The sequence below is a fragment of the Janthinobacterium sp. GL_088 genome (genome assembly GCF_057837845.1).
In genome coordinates, this window is the sequence record NZ_CM174453.1 from 4,172,442 (window position 1) to 4,191,734 (window position 19,293).

Consider the following 19,293-nt stretch of genomic DNA (forward strand, 5'->3'; position numbering starts at 1 on the left):
ACATGGCAGAACAGGCAAAACTTCCCCTCGGCAAACTGCTGATCCAGAAAGGCGTGATCAGCGAAGACCAGCTGCGCATCGCCCTGATCGAGCAACGGCGCAGCAGCGAACCGCTGGGCAAGCTCTTGATCACCCTGGGTTTTGTGACGGAAGCCACCGTGCGCGAGGCGCTCAGCGAAAACCTGAAACAGGTCAGCGCGGATCTGTCGAGCCTGGTGGTCGACGCCATTGCATTAAAACTGATCCCGAAAGACGTGGCCAAGCGCTATCGCGTCTTCCCTATCGTCTATGAACGGCAGGCGGACAATCTGATCCTGGCCATGGCCGACACCAGCAACATCGTTGCGCTCGATCAAATCAGCGCCATGCTGGTCAAGGGCATCACGATTTCCACCGTGCTCGTCAACGAATCGGATATTTCGCGCGCCATCGACCAGTACTATGGTTTTGAACTGTCGATCGACGGCATCCTGCACGAAATCGAAACGGGCGAAGTCAGCTATCAAAGCATGGCCTCGCCGTCGGACGAGTACAGCCAGCCCATGGTGCGCCTGATCGATGCGCTGCTGGCCGATGCCGTGCAGAACGGCGCCTCGGACATCCATTTCGAGCCGGAACAGTCGTTCCTGCGCATCCGCTACCGCATCGACGGCATCCTGCGGCAAATCCGCAGCCTGCACAAATCGTACTGGCCAGCCATGGCCGTGCGCCTGAAGGTGATGTCGAACATGAATATCGCCGAGGCGCGCGCGCCGCAGGATGGGCGCATCAGCATCAAGTTTTCCGGGCGGCAAATCGACTTCCGCGCCTCGGCGCAGCCCACCACGCATGGCGAAAACGTCGTGCTGCGCGTGCTGGACCGGCAAAAGGGCATCGTCCCGCTCGATTCCCTGGGCCTGGCCGAAGCGGAGCTGAACTTGTTGAAACTCATGATCGCGCGCCCCGACGGCGTGATCCTCGTGACGGGCCCGACGGGCAGCGGCAAGACCACCACCCTGTATTCGATACTCAACCATATCAATACGGAAAGCGTCAACATCATGACCCTGGAAGATCCGGTCGAGTATCCGATGAACATGATACGCCAGACTTCCGTCAACGAATCCGTCAAGCTGGGCTTTGCCGACGGCATCCGCTCGATGATGCGGCAAGACCCGGATATCATTTTAGTTGGCGAGATCCGCGACCGCGAAACGGCGGAAATGGCCTTTGCCGCCGCCATGACGGGCCACCAGGTGTATTCCACCCTGCATACGAGCTCGGCCATCGGTTCCGTGGCGCGCCTGCTCGACATCGGCATCTTGCCCGACATCATGGCCGGCAACATCATCGGCATCGTGGCGCAGCGCCTGGTGCGCCGTTTGTGTCCGCACTGCAAGGAAACAGTGATCGCCGATACCATCGAACGCCGCCTGCTGGGCCTGGTCCCGGACGAAGCGCCCGTGTCCATCTGCCGCGCCGTCGGCTGCGAGCGCTGCGCGCACCAGGGTTACAAGGGTCGCCTGGCCATCATGGAAATCCTCAAGATGACGGCCGAACTCGATGAATTGACGGCGCGCCGCGCCAGCAGCCGCGAATTGAAGAACGCGGCGCGCGCGGCCGGCTTCAAGGGCATCGTCGACGACGGCATGCGCCGCGTGCTGGAAGGCGTCACTACCCTGGAAGAAGTAGGCCGCGTGGTGGACCTGACGGAAAGGCTGGCCTGATGGCGCAATATGTCTACCGCGCCATGGATGCCGCCGGCGCCCTGATTCCCGGCAGCATGGAGGCGGCCAACGTGCCGGACCTGGAAGCGCGTTTGCACCGCATGCAGCTCGACTTGATCGACTGCAAGATCACGGGCCAGTATCTGGTGCTGCTGGGCAAGCGCATCATCCACCGCCGCGACCTGATCAATTTCTGCTTTCACATGGAGCAATTGACGGGGGCCGGCGTGCCCATCCTGGAAGGCTTGAATGACTTGCGCGAAAGCACGGACCATCCGCGCCTGCGCGAAGTCGTCACGGACCTGATCGAAAGCATCGAGGGCGGCCTGCCCCTGTCGGGCGCGCTGGCCCAGCATGGCGACATCTTCGACGCCACGTTTACCAGCCTGATCCTGGCGGGAGAACAAAGCGGCAGGATCGCCGAGGTGTTCAAGAACCTGTCGGAAAGCCTGAAATGGCAGGACGAGCTGGCCTCGCAGACGCGCAAGATCATCATGTACCCCGTCGTCGTCGCCATCGTCGTGGCGGCCGTGACGTTTTTCCTGATGATTTATCTCGTGCCCCAGCTGACGGCCTTCATCCGCAACATGGGCGGCGAGCTGCCGCTGCACACGCGCGTGCTCATTGCCGTATCGAACGTGTTCATCGACTACTGGTATCTGCTGCTGGCTTTGCCCGTGCTGCTGTTTTTCGGCCTGCGCGCCCTGATCCGCCGCAACGAAGGCGCCCGCTATGCCTGGGATGGCTTGAAACTGCGGCTGTGGCTGGTCGGCCCCGTGCTGCACAAGATCATCCTGGCCCGCTTCGCCACGTTTTTTGCCCTGATGTATGCCTCCGGCATCACTATCCTCGAATGTATCCGCCTGTCCGAAGGCATCGCCGGCAACCAGGTGGTGGCGGCCGGCCTGCGCCGCGCCGCCCAGCTGATCAGCGAAGGCTACGGCGTCACTGCCGCCTTCCAGCACACGGGCATCTTCCCGCCGCTGGTGATCCGCATGCTGAAGGTGGGCGAGGCCACGGGTTCGCTGGACACGGCCTTGCGCAATGTCAGTTACTTTTACAACCGCGAAGTGAAGGAATTGATTGAAAAAGTGCAAGCCATGATCGAGCCGGCCATGACGGTCATCCTGGGCCTGCTGCTGGGCTGGATCATGCTGTCGGTGCTGGGGCCGATTTACGACACCATCAGCACAATCAAAACCTGAGGCCGCCGTGTTCCGCAAACAATTACTCTACCTCACCAGCGACGCCCTGTGCGCCTACGACTGGGACCACGGCGTGCTGGGCCCCGGTCAGTCCTTTCCCGCCAGCGCGGCCGGGCTGGACGGCTTCGCCGCGTGGCAGGAAGACCCGCAGGAGCAAAGGCTGGGCGTGCCCGCCTACCTGCTGACGGACTTGATCGAGGAAGATTTCCAGCATCAGCTCGTGCCCCATGTGCGCGGCAAGGCGGGCCGCGCCCTGCTCGAGCGGCGCAGGCAGCAGCTGCACCGCGATACGCCCTACCGGGGCAGCGCCATGCTGGGCCGCGAAAGCACGGGCCGCCACGACGACCAGGTGCTGTTTTTCGCCCTCACCAATCCCACCTTGCTGCAGCCGTGGACGGAGGCGCTCGAACACTTGCGCGTGCCCGTGGCCGGCATCTATTCGACCAGCCTGCTCAGTATCGCGCTGGTCAAAAAGCTGTCGATCGCGCACGAACACCTGCTGCTGGTGACGCAGCAATCGGGCGGCCTGCGGCAAAGTTACTATGAAAAGGGCCAGCTGCGCTTCTCGCGCCAGACGGCCACCATCGCACTCGACGGCGTGGCCGTGAATATCGCGCTGGAAACGGAAAAGACGCGGCAATTTCTCACCAGCACGCGCATGCTGGCGCGCGGCGACCTTCTGAATACCGTCATCCTGGCGCCGGCCGCGCAGATCGCCAAGCTTGAACTGCTGTGCGACAACGGCGTCGAAGTGGCGTACCACTTCATCGACCTGCAACTGGCCGGCGCACGGGTGGGCTTGCGCCAGACGCCGGCGCTGGCCGATGCATTGCTGCTGACCTTACTGGGCAAGCATCCGCCGGCCAGCCACTATCCGCCCGGCGCGCTGGCCCGCTACTACCACTTCCAGCGCGCGCGCAAGACGCTGTATGGCGCCAGCGCGCTGATCGGCGCCTCGGCCGCCCTGTGGTGCGTGATCAATCTGCTTGGCGGCATCGCCGACGGGGCCAGCACGCAGCGGCTGGCGCAGGAAACGGCGTCCTACCAGGAACGCTACCGCAGCGTCATGTCGACGCAGCCGCCGGCGCCGGCCAAGACGCAGAACATGAAAGTGGCCGTCACCCTGGGGCAGATGATCGCCAGCCAGGCGCCGGAGCCGGGCCGCCTGCTGGGCATGCTGAGCGCAGCGCTGGAGCAGGCGCCGCAAATCCAGCTGGGCCAGCTGCACTGGAACGCGGGACCGCCCCCTGCGCGCACGAGCGGCAGCCAGCAGGCGCCGCCGCAGACGGAAAGCGGTCGCCCGCTGGGCAGCAGCCTGGCCGGCATCCCTGTCGCGCCGCCGCAGGCGCTGCGCCTGGAAGCGGATGTGGCCATGCCGAACAATGACTACCGCGCCGCGCTCGCCGCCATCACGGCCTTCGCGCAAACCCTGGCGCGCCAGCCTGGCATGCAGGTGACGCTCGAGGAAACGCCGCTCGACTTGCGTCCCAGCGTGGCCCTGTCCGGCAAGAGCGCCGCGCCGGCGCCGGACAGCCAGGCCCGCTTTACCCTCTTGCTGGAGTGGCAGCCATGAGCGGCCCCGTCAAGCAGCCACCCCTGCCCGGCATGCAGCGGGCAAGCACGCCCATGCGCACCCTGCCCGCCTGGCTGGGCGAACTGCACCTGGTGCGCGGCGCCCTGCTGTGCTTTGCACTGACCTTGCTGGTCAGCATGGCGCTGCTCAGCTTGAGCGCCGCCTATCGCATGCGCGAAGCGCAACAGCTGTACCTGGCCCAGCATACGCGCGCGGCGGCGGCCACCCTGTTCAACCACGCGGAAGCGGAAAAGCAGGAAATCCGCGCCTACGAGCCGCAATTCCTGGCCCTGCGCCAGCGCGGCCTGATCGGCGAGGAAAACCGCCTGGCCTGGATCGACGCCATCCGCCGCAGCCAGGAACAGCGCAAGCTGCTGCCGATCAGCTATGACATCAGCCCGCAGCAAGGGCTGCGAGTGCCGTTGCCGATGGTGATGGGGCAATATCATCTGCGTGGCAGCCGCATGCGCCTGCAGATGGATTTGCTGCACGAGATGGATTTGCTGAACCTGTTTGACGACTTGCGCCAGGCCGGCTATTTCGCCGTGCAGGATTGCACGCTCAAGCGCCATGGCGCGGCCGGCGGCGAGGCGGCGCCCGCCCTGGGCGCCGAATGCGAGCTGCTGTGGCTGACCGTCAACAGCCTGGCCGTGCCGGGGCCGCCATGAAGTCCCTCCTCATCCCGCGCACCCTGATCCTTGGCGCGCTGCTGGCCGGCGCCGCGCTCACGGCCCAGGCACAAGCACAGGCACAGCAGCTGGGGCGGTTGTTCCTGTCGCCCCAGCAGCGCGCCCAGCTCGACGCGCAGCGCTACGGGCCGCCGCCACCCGATCCGGTCATGGCCGCGCCACCGCCGCCACCGCCGTCCGCCCCGCCCGTGGAATTGAATGGCGTGGTGCAGCGCAGCAGCGGCCGCTCCACCGTCTGGCTGAACCAGGAAGCGCAGAACGAGCCGCACAACCGCCTTGCCCGTGACAAACCCGGCACCTTGACCCTGCGCCTGTCGAACGGCCAGGTGCTGCTGCTCAAACCTGGCCAGCGCTACGATCCGGCCAGCGGCACGGTGACCGAGGCGCAGGAGACGCCGCCATGACGCCACGGCCAGCTCATCGTCAAACCCGTCGCCAGCGCGGCGCCGCCCTGCTGCTGCTGGTCGCCGTGCTGGGCCTGGGCGCGGCCAGCCTGCTGATCAGCGCCTTTGGCCGCAACACGGGCGAGGCCGAACGCCAGCAGCGCACCCTGGCCACCCTGGCGCAGGCGCGCGAAGCCTTGCTGGGTTTTGCCGCCACGCAAGGCCGGCTGCCACGTCCGGCCGCCTCCGCTCTCGACGGGCGCGAACGGGCCGCCGACTGCGCCGACGATGCCGCATGCAGCGGCTTTTTGCCATGGGTGGCGCTGGGCGTGGACGGGGTGGATGCCTGGGGCAAGTTGCTGCGCTACAGCGTCACGCCGGAAATGGCGCGCGCGCCCATCGTCTCGTTTTCCGCCATCGCCAACAGAGTCGTGCTCGAGCGCGGCGCGCGCGGCGAATTCGTCTTCGTGGCGGGCCAGGAACAGTGCGACGTCAGCGTCCAGTGCCTGCCTGTCGTGCTGTTCTCGCAAGGCAAGGATCATTACGGCACGGCCGGCAGCGGCGTGATGCAGATCAATATGGCACGCGGCAATATCGACGAAGCGGCCAACGACCGCGCCAGCCGCAGTTTCATTGCCCGCCCCGCCACCGGCAATGCCGCGCTGCCCGGTGGCGCCTTCGACGACATGCTGACCTGGATTACCTTGCCCACCCTGTACCAACGCATGCGCGCCGCGCGCAACCTGCCATGAGCGCCCGCCATCCGCGCCGCCAGGGCGGCTTTTCCCTGATCGAGATCGCCATCGTGCTCGTCATCGTGGGCCTGATGATAGGCGGCCTGGTCACGCCCTTGGCGGTGCAACTGGAACAGCGCAAGGTAGCCGAGACGCAACAAGCGCTGAACGAAGCGAAGGAAGCGCTGGCCGGTTACGCGCTGCGCTACGGCTACCTGCCCTGTCCCGCCATCTCCGCCGGCAATGGCCTGGAAGACCGGCGCGGCACGCGCTGCACGGGCGAAAAACGCGCCGGTTTCCTGCCCTGGGCTACCCTGGGACTACGCCAGGGCGACAGCTGGAACAATCTGTTCCGCTACAGCGTGACGCCGGCCTTCAGCGACAGCGGCCAGCTTTTCAGCCTGTCGACGCCGCGCGACATCAGCATCGTCACGCGCAATGGCGGCGCGCTGCTGCAGGCGACGGCCTTGAACGACATCCCCGCCATGATCATGTCGCACGGCAAGAACGGTTTCGGCGCCACCGGCGTGCAGGGCCAGCGCCAGGCTGTGCCGTTCGGCAACAATGTCGACGAGCGCAACAATGCTTCGAACGCCACCACCGTCATCAGCCGCGCCGCCAGCGGCCCGCAGCAGGTGGGCGGCGAGTTCGACGACCTCGTCGCCTGGCTGTCGCCGAACATCCTGTTCAACCGCATGGTAGCCGCGCAAAGGCTGCCGCGCTGATGTCCATGCTCTCGCCCGCCGTCACCATCGCCCGCTACACGCTGCTCGAAGCGCTGCGCAGCCGCCTGCCGTGGCTGTTCCTGCTGGCCGCCTGCGCCGCCGCCGCCCTGGCCAGCTTCCTGCAGCAACTGGCGCTGACGGAAAGCGGCGCCGTGCAGGCGGCCCTGCTGGCGGCCACCTTGCGCCTGGCCGGCGTCTTCCTGCTGGCCACGTTTATCATCACCAGCATGGCGCGCGAAGCGGCCGACCGGGGCCTGGAACTGCTGCTGGCGCTGCCGATGCCGCGCGCCGCCTACCTGCTGGGCAAACTGCTGGGCTACGGGGTGCTGGCGGCCGTGCCCGCCGTGCTGTTCGGCCTGTTGATGGCGCTGTTCGCCGCGCCCGCGCAAAGCGCGCTGTGGGCGCTGTCGCTGCTGGGAGAATTGTGGATCGTCGCCGCCTTCAGCCTGCTGTGCGCGGCCAGCCTGCAGCAAGCCCTGCCGGCGCTGGCCGCCACGGGCGGTTTCTACGTGCTGGCGCGCATGCTGGGCAGCCTGCAACTGCTGGCGCACGGCCCGCAGGCAGGTGATTCCTGGCCGCAACAGGCAACGGCCGGCGCCATCGACGTGCTGGCCCTGCTCCTGCCCCGCCTGGATGCCTTTACGCGCACGGAATGGCTGCTGTATGCCACCGGCGACTGGCAGGCGCTGCTCGATGTGGCAGCGCAAACCGGCATCTATGTGGCCTTGCTGGCCAGCTGCGCATTGTGCGACTTTTACCGCAGGAACATCTGATGGCCACCGCGCAGCGCCCCTGGTCCAGCGTGCCGCGCCCCCTGTGCTGGCTGCTGGCGGCATGCTTGCTATTGCAGCTGGGCTGGCGTCTGGCGCAGCAGCACGCTCCCGCCCAGGCACGCCCCCTGCCCGCCGCGCCGCCGGCTGGCGTGGCGCGCCTGGCCAGCCTGGGCGAGCCGCTGGCCATGGCTAAGGCCATGCTGCTGTACCTGCAATCGTTCGAAGACCAGCCCGGCGTCAGCCTGCCGTGGCGCGAGCTCGACTATGATCGCCTGGCCGGCTGGCTGGAAACGGCGCAAACGCTCGATCCGCGCAGCCAGTATGCGCTGGTGGCCGCCAGTGTAGTGTACGCTGGCGTGGCCGACCCGCAACGCGCGCGCCGCATGCTGGCTTTTGTCGCCGCCAGCTTCGCAGCCGACCCGCAGCGGCGCTGGCCCGCCATGGCGCAGGCCGTGCTGGTGGCGAAGCACCAGTTGCACGACTTGCCGCTGGCGCTCGGCTACGCGCGCGCACTGCGCCGGCTGGCGACGGGACCGCACGTACCGCCTTGGGTGCGCGAGATGGAAGCGTTCATCCTGGAAGACATGGACCAGCTCGACAGCGCCCGCCTGGTGATCGGCGGCCTGCTCGCCAGCGGCCAGATCAGCGATCCGCACGAGCTGGCTTTCCTCGCGCGACGGCTCGACGAACTTGCCAAGAAGAAAGCAAAGGCCGTCCCATGACCCGCTGCCTGAAATGCCATGCGCGCCCGGCACCAATTGCAGTAAACTGCCATCCCAAGCTGTAGCACTTTTTTTCAAGGAAATCCCATGCCCCCACGCCGCCAGCACGGCTTTACGCTCGTAGAAATCGCCATCGTCCTGGTCATCATCGGCTTGCTGCTCGGCGGCGTGCTGAAGGGACAAGGCTTGATCGACAGCGCCAAGGTGAAAAACATCATCCAGCAGTCGAATGCGCTGACGGCCGCCGTCAACGCCTATCAGGACAAGTTCCGCGCCCTGCCCGGCGACGATCTCCAGGGCACGGTGCACGTGCCCAATTCGGCCGGCAACGGCAATGGCGACGGCCAGATCGGCGATGGCCAGCCGCGCGAATTCACGCTGGCGCCGCAGCACCTGGCGCTGGGCGGCTTCATCACCGGCTCGTTCAACGGCACCTCGCAATTCATGACCAGCGCCCAGGGCGGCGCCGTCTACCTGTACAACGACGAAGTGGGCGGGCGCGCCGGCAACGGCATCCGTTTCGACAACTTGCCCGAAAGCTACGCGGAACAGATAGACAGCAAACTCGACGATGGCGTGGCCAGCACGGGCAGTGTCCGGGCGAACATGCCCTATGGCAATGCCGGTGCTATCATTCCCCGCACCGCCGTCTTTTTCTGAGCCGCCAGTCACTATCAAAGGAATACCATGCCACTGCACCGCACACTCATCGTCTCCCTGGCCGCCTGCGCCTTGCTGGCCGGCAGCGCGCACGCCCAATACGTGGGCCCGACGGCCGGCCCGGCCGCGCCCAGCAGCGTCGCCGCCATCCTGAAAAATCCCGTCGACGACCAGGCCGTCGTGCTGCGCGGCCATTTGCTGCGTAAAGTCGGCAACGAGAAATACACGTTCTCCGATGGCACGGCGGAAATCCGCGTGGATATCGACGACAAGGTCTTCATGAACCGCAAGATCGACGCCAAAACCCGGGTGGAAATCCGCGGCGAAGTGGAGAAGGATTTCATGGAAAGCCCGGAAATCGATGTCGACGTGCTGACCGTGGTGCCGTAATCCGCCGTGCCATCCCGCCGCCACGGCGGGATGGGTATCACCCCTCTTCTGTATGCCTTGCGCAACCTTTTTTCCACTCCAGAAACTAGGCTTGTCAGAACAATCAATTTCGTCTAGCATCTTTTCATTCAAGGTCAGCCAGCGCCAGCGTGAGCCTGCCTGTCGACTCATCCATTCTGGGAGCTTTCCGGGTGCAAGATTTGCCTTCGATACGCTCAAGAATTTCATGGCTGGTGCTCGCCTGGGTCATTCCGACGGCGCTCGTGTTTCTCCTGCTCGTGGCGCAAAGTTATACGCGCGAGCGCGACCATGTCGTCAGCGAAACGGCGCAGGCGGCGCGGGCGGTGGCCGCCGCCGTCGAACGCGACCTGAGCGGCGCTCAGATGGCCGCGCGCATCCTGGCCGATTCGCCCGCCCTGCAAGCCGACGACATCGGCGCCCTGCGGGCCCTGGCCGCCAGCCTGCTGCAGCCGGGCCTGGCCGTCAGCGCCTTCATCGTCTCCGACGCCAAGGGCCGCCAGCTGATCAATACAACCCTGCCCGCCAGCCAGGCGCCGCCGCCCCTGCCGCAAAAATGGGCCGCCAGCATGGAGCGCGCGCGCGACTACGGCAAGCCGCGGCTGACCAGCCTGGCCAAGGCGCCCGACAGCCTGCCGCAGCTGGCCCTGAATCTGCCCTTGCCGCGCACGCAGGGAACCGCCTACGTGCTGACGGCCCTGTATCCGCCCGACTACCTGTCCGTGCTGCTGCGCGAGCTGCACCTGCCAGCCTACCTGGGCGCGGCCATCATCAATGCCGATGGCATCAACGTGGCGCGCACCCTGGCGCCGCAGCGCTATGTGGGCCAGCGCAGCGCGGCGCCCCTGCTGGAACAGATACGCCAGGCGCGCGAAGGCGTGCTGCGCCATGCCACCCTGGAAGGCATCGACGTGTATACGGGCTTTCGCCGCGCCCCGGACGCCGCCTGGACGGTGGCCGTCACCATGCGCACCAGCACGGTGGCCGAAGCACTGCTGCGCTCGGTAGTCACGGGATCCCTCATCCTGGCGCTGCTGCTGGCCGCCGGCTTTGCCCTGGCCTGGCGCGTGGGCGGACGCCTGGCCAGCACCCTGCAGGAACTGACGCAGCAGATTCATGCGCTGGCGCAAGGCAAACCCTTGCTCTCGAATAAGCATGCTGACCGCGAATCAGCCGAGATGGCCGGTGCCCTGGGCGCGCTGGAACGCGACCTGCGGCGCCACCGCACGCAGCTTGAAAGCCTGGTGGCCGAACGCACGCTGGCCCTGGAAAAATCCACGCGCCTGCTGGAAACCGTGTACGCGACGGCGCCGATCGGCATGCTGTTCGTGGACCTGGACTTGCGCATCGTCATGATCAACCACTACCTGGCCACCATCAACGGGGCCAGCGTGGCGCAGCACCTGGGCCGTCCCGTGGGCGCCATGCTGTTCGACGACGCCGTGCGGGCCGAGGTGGAACGCTGCGTGCGCCAGGTGCTCGGGACGGGACAGCCCATCGTCGACATCGAATTGCAAGGCCATAGCGGCCAGCAGCGCGAGCAACTGAGTCACTGGATCGTCTCCTACCACCCGATTTTTGGCCCGGAACAGCAGTTGCTGGGCGTATCGGGCTTGTGGCTGGACATTAGCGAGCGCAAGCGCAGCGAAGCGGAATTTCGCCGTTCGAAACACCTGTTTGGCACCATCATCGAAAACATCCCGGCCATGGTCTTCGTCAAGCGCGCCGACAAGCTGAGCTTTGAAATGGTCAACCGCCACGCGGAACTGACCCTGGGACGCTCGCGCGAGCAATTGCTGGGCAAGACGGACCACGATTTCTTCCCGCCGCAGCAGGCGTCCGCCTTCGTCAGCGCCGACCGCAAGCTGCTGGCCACGGGGCAGATGGTGGAAATCGAGCAGGAAGCGATCAATACGGCGGACGGCACCACGCGCCACTTCACCACGCGCAAGGTGGTCTTGCGCGACGATGCGGGACGCGCCAGCCATGTGCTGGGGGTCTCGATCGACATCACGGAACGCAAGCGCGCCACCGAGGTGCTGCACGCCACCACCTGGCGCCTGGAACAGAACGAGCGCTTCATCCGCACCGTCACCGACAACCTGCCCGGCATGGTGTCGTACTGGGGCGCCGATTTGCGTTGCCGCTTCGCAAATAAATTCTATAACGAATGGTTTGGCCGCAGCAGCGCCGAACTGGCCGGCATCCACATGAGCGAATTGCTGGGACAGGAACTGTTCGACGTGTATGCGCCCCACGTCGAGGGGGTGCTGGCAGGCCGGCCGCAAAGCTTCGAGCGCGACCTGCTCGATCCCGGCGGCCAGGTGTGCCACACGTGGACCAACTACATCCCCGATTTCGACGACAGCGGCGGCGTGCGCGGCTTCTTCGTGCTGGCCTCGGACGTTTCCGAACTCAAGCGCACGGAATTGCGCCTGCATGAACTCAACGAGCAGATGGTGCGCGCGCGCGACAAGGCCGAGGCGGCCAGCGTCGCGAAAAGCGAATTCGTCGCCAACATGAGCCATGAAATCCGCACGCCGATGAACGCCATCATCGGCCTGGCGCGCCTGCTGGAAGAGTCGCCACTGGAACGGCGCGAGCGCAGCTATGTCGGCAAGATCCAGATGGCGACGCAGTCGCTGCTCAATATCGTCAACGACGTGCTCGATTTTTCCAAGATCGAGGCGGGGCAGATGGTGCTGGAACAGCGCCGCTTCCAGCTCGAACGCATGCTGGACAGCGTGGGTGTGTTGCTGGCCAGCAGCGCCTGGGCGCGCGGCGTGGAGCCCGTGTTCGTGCTCGCCCCCGGCGTGCCGGACGAACTGCTCGGAGACGCCCTGCGCGTGGAACAGATCCTCATCAACCTGGTGGGCAACGCCGTCAAATTCACCTCGCATGGCGAAGTGGTGCTGTCCATCGACAAGGTGGCCGAAGATGCGACCAGCGCCACCCTCGAGTTTTCCGTGCGCGACACGGGCATCGGCATCGGCGCGGCCGAGCAGGAACGCATCTTCGACGCGTTTTCCCAGGGCGACAGCGGCACCAGCCGCAAATACGGCGGCACGGGACTGGGGCTGGCCATCTGCCGGCGCATGGTGGAATTGATGGGCGGCACCCTCAGCGTGAAAAGCGCGCTGGGCCAGGGCTCCGACTTCCGCTTCAGCTGCCGCTTCGAGAAGGTGGCGCCGCCGCCCGAGCCGTCCGCCAAGGGCGCGCCCAGGGTGCTGTCACTGCTGATCATCGACGACAACGCCAGCGTGCGCGCCATGCTGGAAGACTGGTGCGCGGCGCAGGGCTGGCACAGCCGCAGCGCCGACAGCGGAGCGGCCGGTCTGGCCCTGCTGCGCGCCCAGGCCAGCGGCGGGCCGGCGGCCGATCTTGTGCTGCTCGACGCGGCCATGCCGGGCATGGATGGCATTTCCATGCTCACCGAGGCGCGCGCCGACGCGCTCCTGGCGCTGCCACCCGTGATCATGCTGGTGGCCGACCAGGACAGCGAAAACCTCGAACGCCTGGCCGACAGCCTGATGCTGGCCGGCATCGTTTCGAAACCGGCCACCCCGGCACGCCTGCTGGCAGCCGTGACGGCCGTGCGCGAAGGCCGCAGCAGTCCGTCCGCGCTGCCCGTGTCCACGCCCTTGTCGGGTTTGCTCACCGGCATGCGCGTGCTGCTGGTGGAAGACAATGAAATCAACCAGGAAGTGGCGCAGTACATCCTGCTGCACTCGGGCGCGCGCGTGACCGTGGCCGCCAACGGCCGGCTGGCCGTCGACTTGCTCACCGGCACGCCACACGCCTGGGACGTGGTGCTGATGGATTTGCAGATGCCCGTCATGAACGGCTACGACGCCACCCTGGCCATCCGCGCCCTGGGCTTGCCGGACTTGCCCATCATCGCCATGACGGCCAATGCCATGGATGAAGACCGCCTGCGCGCCATCGCCAGCGGCATGAATGCGCACGTGGCCAAGCCCATCGACGTCGACGAGATGATCCAGACCCTGACCCGGCTGGTGCGCGCCCCCCTGGCCAGCGGCGACGGCGCCGTCGAGGCAGCCGATGCCGCCACGCAGACGCTGGACTTGCCGGTCACGGTGCCCGGCATCGACCTGGCGGCGGCCCTGCACCGCTTCGGCGGCGACTACGGCGCCTTCCTGGCCCTGCTCAAGCGCTTTGAGAATTCGCAAGGCGACGCCGTCGAGGAAACACGGCGCCTGCTGGCCGCCGGCCACGCGCAGCAGGCGGCGCAGTTGCTGCACCGCGTGTGCGGCGTGGCAGCCAACCTGGGTGCCACGCATATCGCCAGTCTGGCCGCCGAGACGGAGAAAACGCTGAAAACGGGGCAATCGCACGGCACGGCCGCCTTGCTGGGCCGCCTGGAACACGCGATGGCCGAAGTCATCGAAGCGGCCCGCACCCTACCCTCGCCCCTGCGGCGCAACCAGCCGGCAGCGGCCGCGCCCGGCAGCGTGCCGCTCGACCTGCACGCCGGCCTGGCCGAGCTGCTCGTCATGATCCGCAACAACAACCTGAAAGCGCTGGCGCAATTTCACGCCCTGCACCCCGCCATACAACTGTCAGACCGGGAAGCGGCCCTGGCGATGGCACATGCGATTGAAACGCTGAATTTTGCCGAGGCGGAAAAACTCGTGCTCGATCAGCTGAAACGAGAGGAAAACAAGTGAGCTGGACCAACCTTGCCATGAACGGGCGCATCCTCATCGTCGATGACGCCATGGAAAACATCCAGATCCTGCACCAGTTGCTGCGAGAGGAACACGACGTGCTGTTCGCCCTGAGCGGTGACAAGGCGCTGGAAATTGCGCATAATCAACTGCCGGACCTGATCCTGCTCGACGCCGTCATGCCCGGCATGGATGGCTATGCCGTTTGCAGCGCGCTGCGCGAATCGGCCATCCTCAGCGCCATTCCCGTCATCTTCGTCACGGCCCTGAACCAGCCCGAAGACGAAACGCGGGCGCTGGAAGCGGGCGCCGTCGATTTCATCACTAAACCGTTCAACGCGGCCGTCGTGCGCGCCCGCGTGCGCAGCCAGCTGACCATCAAGCGGCAGGCCGACGCCATGCGCGAACTGTCGCTGACGGATTCGCTGACGGGCGTGGCCAACCGGCGCAGCTTCAATGACACGATGGACAGCGAATGGCGGCGCTGCGCGCGCGACGGCGTGCCGATGGCCATCATCATGGCCGATATCGACCACTTCAAGGATTATAACGATACGTATGGCCACCAGGCGGGCGACCTGTGCCTGCAGCAGGTGAGCGCCGCCCTGCGCCGCTGCGCCGTGCGCCCGCCCGACCTGCTGGCGCGCTACGGCGGCGAAGAATTCATCATCCTGCTGCCGCAGGAAACGCGCGACGGCGCCGAAGTGGTGGCCCAGCGCATTCTCGACGAAGTGCGCGCGCTGCACATTCCCCACGCCCGATCGGGCGTCGGCCCGCACGTCACCGTCAGCCTGGGCATGGCCAGCGTCATGCCCACGGAAGGCATGGACCCCAGCGCCCTGATCCGCGCCGCCGACGCCCTGCTGTACCGCGCCAAGCATACTGGGCGGGACAGGTATTGCGCGTCGGAGGGGGAATAAACGGCTAGCCTGTCGCTGGCGACAAGACAGACAAGACACGTCCCATCCCAGCTCGCATCAGGATCAAGCGGCTGTGCGATGCATCGGAGATGCGACATGGATCAGGCTGGAAGGATCGTCCATCGACAAGGAAATAATAGCGTTATCGAACCGTCGACAGATCTTTAGACCACTGCTCAAAGTTTACGGTGGGCACACAATCGAGGGTTGGAAATTCAGCGGGAACCTTCAGTGCCTGGAGAAATTCCGCACTCATCTTGCCGAACAATACCGGCGCTGGCAACTTCGGCGCAACCAGCACCTTTCGTTGCTCCGGTCCGATGAACAGCACGGAAAATTTATCGGGATCGATCCCCTGGCAGTGGAACTTCGACACGAAATCCGCAGCATGGGCGGTGCGGTACAGTTTCTGTTGCCGCCCCTGCTCATCCAAATGGAAATGGATGAATAGCGCGCATAAAATACAGTTCATCATAATCGAAAGCACGAGAATGACACCGGCGGCGCGCTCATTTTCAGGCATCTCATCTGGAAAGTATGTTCCCTTCGCGATGAGAATCAGCACCACAAACGAGATACACGCCACGACGATAAAAGGCCATTCCATCCAGATAAAAAACCGCATGACGTTTGCTGCAGCCAGCGTCATCGGCAACCCTGATGGGTCGATGTGGAAAACCTTGTTGACATCATCCAGGGCGGCGACCCTGGCAAAATACGCCAATATGGCAAGCCCTACCGTCCACCAAAGCGCGGCGGATTTAAATTCCTGCAAGCCTCGTGGAAGCATCTTTTCAATCGCTGCCGCCAATGTAAACAAACCGATCAGGATCGCGACTGCTTGCACCCAAAGATACGTGTTCGCTTCAATTTTCCCGTTATCTAAAAGGCCAGCCCCGAAAAATAGCAATAAAAGTGAAAAAAAGCCAAAACCGGCGAGGACATATCTGTGTGTTTGTGTCATCTTCAAATCTTCTATAGGATGCAGCCGGGATCGCTGGAGTGTGTATTTCGCAACCATTTGGGGCTCTGAACACCCCCGGCGGCGCAGAACAATCACCGCCAAGTGCTCATTATTACTTCAGCATTATTGCATGACGGCAATTAAAAAATCCATAGCGCAATATTTCGCCGGCGCATGCCACGAAAAAACTCCCCCGGACTCAATAACATGCTGCTTGGCACGCTGCTGCGCTAGCTGTGAAGTTGCAAGAGGTTATTCTGGCCGGATCTGAGCCGTGACATTGGGGCCTTGCCAGCAATGCCCTGATGCGGCCGGTGCCAGTTGTAGTGATGGTTCCATTCTTTGAGCATGTTGGCCCGCTCCAGTGAGTTGTTATAAACAAAGCCGTAAGCCCATTCGCGCAAGGCTGACTGGATGAAGCGTTCGGCCTTGCCATTGGTCTGTGGCCGATAGGGCCGTGTAAAGCGGTGCTTCAATGCTATCTGGCTACAAGTGGCCTTGAATGACTTGGAGCGAAAGGCTGAGCCGTTATCGGTCAACAACGCTTTGGGACGCACCCCGAGTGAGCAGAAATAGGCGTGGGTATTGGCGAGGAATCGGTTGGCATTCTCCTGGGTTTCGTCAGGATAGAGCTCCGTGAAGGCGATGCGGGCATGGTCATCAATGGCGATAAACAAGACTTCCCAGCCGGCGCCGCGCGTACGGTCTCGCCGGTCTCCCGTCGCACGATGGCCGGTGGTTTCAATGCGCCCGAGCTTCTTGGTATCGATATGAATCAGGTCGCCTGGTTCTGCATGCTCGTAGCGCTGCACCGGCTCGACGGGATCGAGATTGCTCAGTTTGGAGAGGCCGGCGCGCGCCAGCACACGGCTAACTGTGGCCTTCGATATCTGCAGGTACTGGGCGATCCTGGCCTGCGTCATGCGCTTCTTGCGTAGCTCGACAACGGTCAGCGCCTTGCCTGCGTCCAGAGCCAAAGGGCTATGCGCGGGACGCGACGAGCGATCCATCAAACCATCCCGATCTTCGGCAAGGAAGCGCCCCAGCCATTTGCGCACGGTCGCCTCGCTCACGGCATAGCGGACAGCGGCCTGGCAGACCGGCAGGCGGTGATGTAGTACGTCTTCGACCATCTCGACTCGACGAATCAGCGTTAATCGGGCATTCTTATGGATGTTCATTCGGTTGGTTTCCTTGAGAACTGGGGGTTTGGCGATTTCCAGTGTCTCAAATCCAATCCGAATGAACCACAACAACCTATTGAAACATCACAGCTAGCGCAGCAACCAAGCGGCCCAGCGCAGCCGCAGCGGCGCCCAGCTCAAGGTCAGCGCCACCGTCAAGGCACCGAAAAACAGCAGCATGCACCAGCTGATGCTGCCGAAACCGGCGCCCTCGCGCGCCACGGCCACGCCGTACAGCAGGGCTAGGCCCGCGTAGCCGCCCAGGCGGCCCCGGCTGGCGGCATGGACGGGCATGCTGGCCGCGCTGACCGTGTGCCAGTGCCGCTCCTGCGACAGCGCCAGCAGGGCGAAACAGGCGTGGCTGCCGGCAAACAGCAGCAGCCAGACAAGCAATTCAGGCATGCGCACCCCCTGTTCGCGGGGCTTGCCGCTGATGCTGGCGCAGGCGCAACGCCGCCCATGCCGCCAGCCCTGCCGTCAACCACAGGGCCAGGTCGAACACGGCCACGGCAGGCTGGCCGCGCAGCACGGCATGCCAGGGAAAGTCGCCCGTGCTTAACCAGTTGAGCGGCGGCGCGGCAAGGGCCAGCATGGCGATGCACCAGGCTTGCGGCAGCCATGGCGCATCGGGCCGCCGGCGCCAGAACAGGGCAACGCCGGCCCAGATGCCGCTGCCGGCCCAGGCCAGCAGGAACAGCAGCACTTCGAGCAGCGCCTTGTCCGGCAACCCGGCCGGCAGCAAGCGGTTCGCCACCAGCATGGCCAGGGTCGCGATCAGCAGCCCCGTCGTGCTGAAGCAGGCCACGGCCAGCACCAGCCGCGCGCCGCGCTGACCCGCCTTGGCATGGCGCGCCGCGCGCTTGCCGCTCCAGAGTATCAATCCCGAGGCCAGCATGACGCAACCGGCCAGCCCGGCCGCGCAATACAGCCAGCGCAAGGGCCAGTGCTCGAACAGGGCAAAGTGCATGCCCGACAGATAGCGCTGCAGCGCCGCGGCCGGCTTGAGCGGCACATATTTCAGCACCTGCCCGCTGGCGCCATCGAAATAAATCGTTTGCTCGTCCAGGCTGACCCGGTCGGCCGTGGCGCGGCTCACTTCCACATAACTGTTGCGGTTGCCCGGATGGCGCACGCGCACATAGCTGGGCTCGCCCCGCCCCCAGGCCCGGCGCGCCGTGTCGAGCATGGCGTCGATGGGGGCCATGGCCACGATGCCGGACTCTGGCGATCGTTCTCGCTGGTACAGCGACAAGGCTTCGTTGAGGAAGCCTTGCCGGTCGCCCGGATACAGCGCGTGCATGCCTGCCGGAAAGTAAATCGAAAACAGGATCACCAGCCCCGACAGCACGATCATGAAATGGAAGGGCAAGGCCAGCACGCCGCTGACGTTATGCAGGTCCAGCGCGCTGCGCTGCAAGGCCTTGCGCGGGCGGAAGACGAAAAAATCCTTGAAAATGCGCGCGTGGATGATCACGCCCGACACCAGCGCCGCCAGCATCGCCATGCTGGCCAGGCCCACGACCCAGTAGCCGATGCCGGCAAACGACAGATGCAGCCGGTAATGCATGGGAAAGAAGAAGGACGTGGCGCCGTAGGAGCCGGCCTCGGGCAGCAAGGTGGCGCTGCGCGGATCGATCTGGCGCGACAGCTCCTCGCCATCGAGCGCCTCGATCTGCAGCCGCGCCACGGGACTGCGCGGCCCCTGCAGGAAGACAGACCATTCCGCCAGCGCCTTGCCGTGCGCCAGCGCCGCTACGGCGGGCAAGACTTGCCGCTCCACCGACACGGGGCCGGGCGCGGCGGCAATGCGCGTGTCCGGCATCATCCAGCGATCGATCTCGCGGTCGAACACGGACAGGCTGCCCATCCAGAACACGACGATCAGCACGCTGGCCATCACCACCCCGGTCCAGGTATGCGCGAGCAGCATCGATTGCCGCAATTCACGTAAGGCCATGC

The 19,293-nt window shown here is 65.1% G+C and carries 17 protein-coding genes; 13 read left to right on the plus strand and 4 right to left on the minus strand.

The annotated features are described in order from the left end of the window. Nucleotides 1–2 precede the first annotated feature (2 nt). From AC3IQ7_RS18795 to AC3IQ7_RS18855, 13 genes are all read left to right on the plus strand, one after another. Nucleotides 3–1,706 (plus strand): GspE/PulE family protein, encoded by a 1,704-nt coding sequence (locus tag AC3IQ7_RS18795; RefSeq protein ID WP_489206993.1) that lies wholly within the window; start codon nucleotides 3–5, stop codon nucleotides 1,704–1,706. Next, nucleotides 1,706–2,911 (plus strand): type II secretion system F family protein, encoded by a 1,206-nt coding sequence (locus AC3IQ7_RS18800; RefSeq protein WP_099377535.1) that lies wholly within the window; start codon nucleotides 1,706–1,708, stop codon nucleotides 2,909–2,911. Before AC3IQ7_RS18795 ends, AC3IQ7_RS18800 begins: the two co-directional genes overlap by 1 nt. A 7-nt stretch (nucleotides 2,912–2,918) precedes the next feature. Then, nucleotides 2,919–4,484, plus strand: coding sequence for a hypothetical protein (locus AC3IQ7_RS18805; protein ID WP_489206994.1), 1,566 nt, complete (start codon nucleotides 2,919–2,921; stop codon nucleotides 4,482–4,484). Next, nucleotides 4,481–5,152 carry a hypothetical protein gene (locus AC3IQ7_RS18810; RefSeq protein ID WP_233516098.1) on the plus strand — a complete coding sequence of 224 codons (672 nt, stop codon included), beginning with the start codon at nucleotides 4,481–4,483 and terminating at the stop codon, nucleotides 5,150–5,152. The genes AC3IQ7_RS18805 and AC3IQ7_RS18810 overlap by 4 nt, the downstream gene beginning before the upstream one ends. Next, nucleotides 5,149–5,577 (plus strand): hypothetical protein, encoded by a 429-nt coding sequence (locus AC3IQ7_RS18815; protein WP_489206995.1) that lies wholly within the window; start codon nucleotides 5,149–5,151, stop codon nucleotides 5,575–5,577. Before AC3IQ7_RS18810 ends, AC3IQ7_RS18815 begins: the two co-directional genes overlap by 4 nt. Then, on the plus strand, nucleotides 5,574–6,308 hold the full coding sequence (locus AC3IQ7_RS18820; RefSeq protein ID WP_489206996.1) for a hypothetical protein: 735 nt from the start codon (nucleotides 5,574–5,576) through the stop codon (nucleotides 6,306–6,308). The genes AC3IQ7_RS18815 and AC3IQ7_RS18820 overlap by 4 nt, the downstream gene beginning before the upstream one ends. Beyond that, nucleotides 6,305–7,015, plus strand: coding sequence for a type II secretion system protein (locus AC3IQ7_RS18825; protein WP_489206997.1), 711 nt, complete (start codon nucleotides 6,305–6,307; stop codon nucleotides 7,013–7,015). The genes AC3IQ7_RS18820 and AC3IQ7_RS18825 overlap by 4 nt, the downstream gene beginning before the upstream one ends. Further along, the gene (locus tag AC3IQ7_RS18830; RefSeq protein ID WP_489206998.1) at nucleotides 7,015–7,788 is read left to right on the plus strand and encodes an ABC transporter permease subunit; all 774 of its coding nucleotides are present in this window, start codon (nucleotides 7,015–7,017) and stop codon (nucleotides 7,786–7,788) included. Before AC3IQ7_RS18825 ends, AC3IQ7_RS18830 begins: the two co-directional genes overlap by 1 nt. Next, the gene (locus AC3IQ7_RS18835; protein WP_489206999.1) at nucleotides 7,788–8,510 is read left to right on the plus strand and encodes a hypothetical protein; all 723 of its coding nucleotides are present in this window, start codon (nucleotides 7,788–7,790) and stop codon (nucleotides 8,508–8,510) included. The genes AC3IQ7_RS18830 and AC3IQ7_RS18835 overlap by 1 nt, the downstream gene beginning before the upstream one ends. An 87-nt stretch (nucleotides 8,511–8,597) precedes the next feature. Further along, nucleotides 8,598–9,170, plus strand: a complete 573-nt coding sequence (locus AC3IQ7_RS18840) for a prepilin-type N-terminal cleavage/methylation domain-containing protein (protein ID WP_077405876.1) — start codon at nucleotides 8,598–8,600, stop codon at nucleotides 9,168–9,170. 27 nt (nucleotides 9,171–9,197) lie between these two features. Further along, complete coding sequence (locus AC3IQ7_RS18845; RefSeq protein WP_099377542.1) at nucleotides 9,198–9,560, plus strand: NirD/YgiW/YdeI family stress tolerance protein; 363 nt, start codon at nucleotides 9,198–9,200, stop codon at nucleotides 9,558–9,560. Between the two features lie 233 nt (nucleotides 9,561–9,793). Beyond that, nucleotides 9,794–14,266, plus strand: a complete 4,473-nt coding sequence (locus tag AC3IQ7_RS18850; RefSeq protein ID WP_489207000.1) for a PAS domain-containing protein — start codon at nucleotides 9,794–9,796, stop codon at nucleotides 14,264–14,266. Further along, nucleotides 14,263–15,186, plus strand: a complete 924-nt coding sequence (locus tag AC3IQ7_RS18855) for a diguanylate cyclase domain-containing protein (RefSeq protein WP_099377544.1) — start codon at nucleotides 14,263–14,265, stop codon at nucleotides 15,184–15,186. The genes AC3IQ7_RS18850 and AC3IQ7_RS18855 overlap by 4 nt, the downstream gene beginning before the upstream one ends. Nucleotides 15,187–15,328: 142 nt before the next feature. Here AC3IQ7_RS18855 and AC3IQ7_RS18860 read toward each other — a convergent pair whose 3' ends face one another. The 4 genes from AC3IQ7_RS18860 to AC3IQ7_RS18875 form a co-directional block, all read right to left on the minus strand. After that, nucleotides 15,329–16,150, minus strand: coding sequence for a hypothetical protein (locus AC3IQ7_RS18860; RefSeq protein WP_489207001.1), 822 nt, complete (start codon nucleotides 16,148–16,150; stop codon nucleotides 15,329–15,331). 230 nt (nucleotides 16,151–16,380) lie between these two features. Then, nucleotides 16,381–17,331, minus strand: coding sequence for an IS481 family transposase (locus AC3IQ7_RS18865; RefSeq protein WP_489207002.1), 951 nt, complete (start codon nucleotides 17,329–17,331; stop codon nucleotides 16,381–16,383). 93 nt (nucleotides 17,332–17,424) lie between these two features. Then, nucleotides 17,425–17,736 carry a DUF3325 domain-containing protein gene (locus AC3IQ7_RS18870; protein ID WP_099377546.1) on the minus strand — a complete coding sequence of 104 codons (312 nt, stop codon included), beginning with the start codon at nucleotides 17,734–17,736 and terminating at the stop codon, nucleotides 17,425–17,427. Next, nucleotides 17,729–19,291, minus strand: coding sequence for a PepSY-associated TM helix domain-containing protein (locus AC3IQ7_RS18875; RefSeq protein ID WP_489207003.1), 1,563 nt, complete (start codon nucleotides 19,289–19,291; stop codon nucleotides 17,729–17,731). Before AC3IQ7_RS18875 ends, AC3IQ7_RS18870 begins: the two co-directional genes overlap by 8 nt. Nucleotides 19,292–19,293: the final 2 nt, after the last annotated feature.

Bases quoted from the DNA above. Each gene is read 5' to 3' on its own strand.
- AC3IQ7_RS18835 (WP_489206999.1), top strand. From the start codon at position 7,788: ATGGCCACCGCGCAGCGCCCCTGGTCCAGCGTGCCGCGCCCCCTGTGC.
- AC3IQ7_RS18860 (WP_489207001.1), bottom strand. From the start codon at position 16,150: ATGACACAAACACACAGATATGTCCTCGCCGGTTTTGGCTTTTTTTCA.
- AC3IQ7_RS18840 (WP_077405876.1), top strand. From the start codon at position 8,598: ATGCCCCCACGCCGCCAGCACGGCTTTACGCTCGTAGAAATCGCCATC.
- AC3IQ7_RS18830 (WP_489206998.1), top strand. From the start codon at position 7,015: ATGTCCATGCTCTCGCCCGCCGTCACCATCGCCCGCTACACGCTGCTC.
- AC3IQ7_RS18820 (WP_489206996.1), top strand. From the start codon at position 5,574: ATGACGCCACGGCCAGCTCATCGTCAAACCCGTCGCCAGCGCGGCGCC.
- AC3IQ7_RS18815 (WP_489206995.1), top strand. From the start codon at position 5,149: ATGAAGTCCCTCCTCATCCCGCGCACCCTGATCCTTGGCGCGCTGCTG.
- AC3IQ7_RS18845 (WP_099377542.1), top strand. From the start codon at position 9,198: ATGCCACTGCACCGCACACTCATCGTCTCCCTGGCCGCCTGCGCCTTG.
- AC3IQ7_RS18800 (WP_099377535.1), top strand. From the start codon at position 1,706: ATGGCGCAATATGTCTACCGCGCCATGGATGCCGCCGGCGCCCTGATT.
- AC3IQ7_RS18810 (WP_233516098.1), top strand. From the start codon at position 4,481: ATGAGCGGCCCCGTCAAGCAGCCACCCCTGCCCGGCATGCAGCGGGCA.
- AC3IQ7_RS18875 (WP_489207003.1), bottom strand. From the start codon at position 19,291: ATGGCCTTACGTGAATTGCGGCAATCGATGCTGCTCGCGCATACCTGG.
- AC3IQ7_RS18825 (WP_489206997.1), top strand. From the start codon at position 6,305: ATGAGCGCCCGCCATCCGCGCCGCCAGGGCGGCTTTTCCCTGATCGAG.
- AC3IQ7_RS18795 (WP_489206993.1), top strand. From the start codon at position 3: ATGGCAGAACAGGCAAAACTTCCCCTCGGCAAACTGCTGATCCAGAAA.
- AC3IQ7_RS18865 (WP_489207002.1), bottom strand. From the start codon at position 17,331: ATGAACATCCATAAGAATGCCCGATTAACGCTGATTCGTCGAGTCGAG.
- AC3IQ7_RS18870 (WP_099377546.1), bottom strand. From the start codon at position 17,736: ATGCCTGAATTGCTTGTCTGGCTGCTGCTGTTTGCCGGCAGCCACGCC.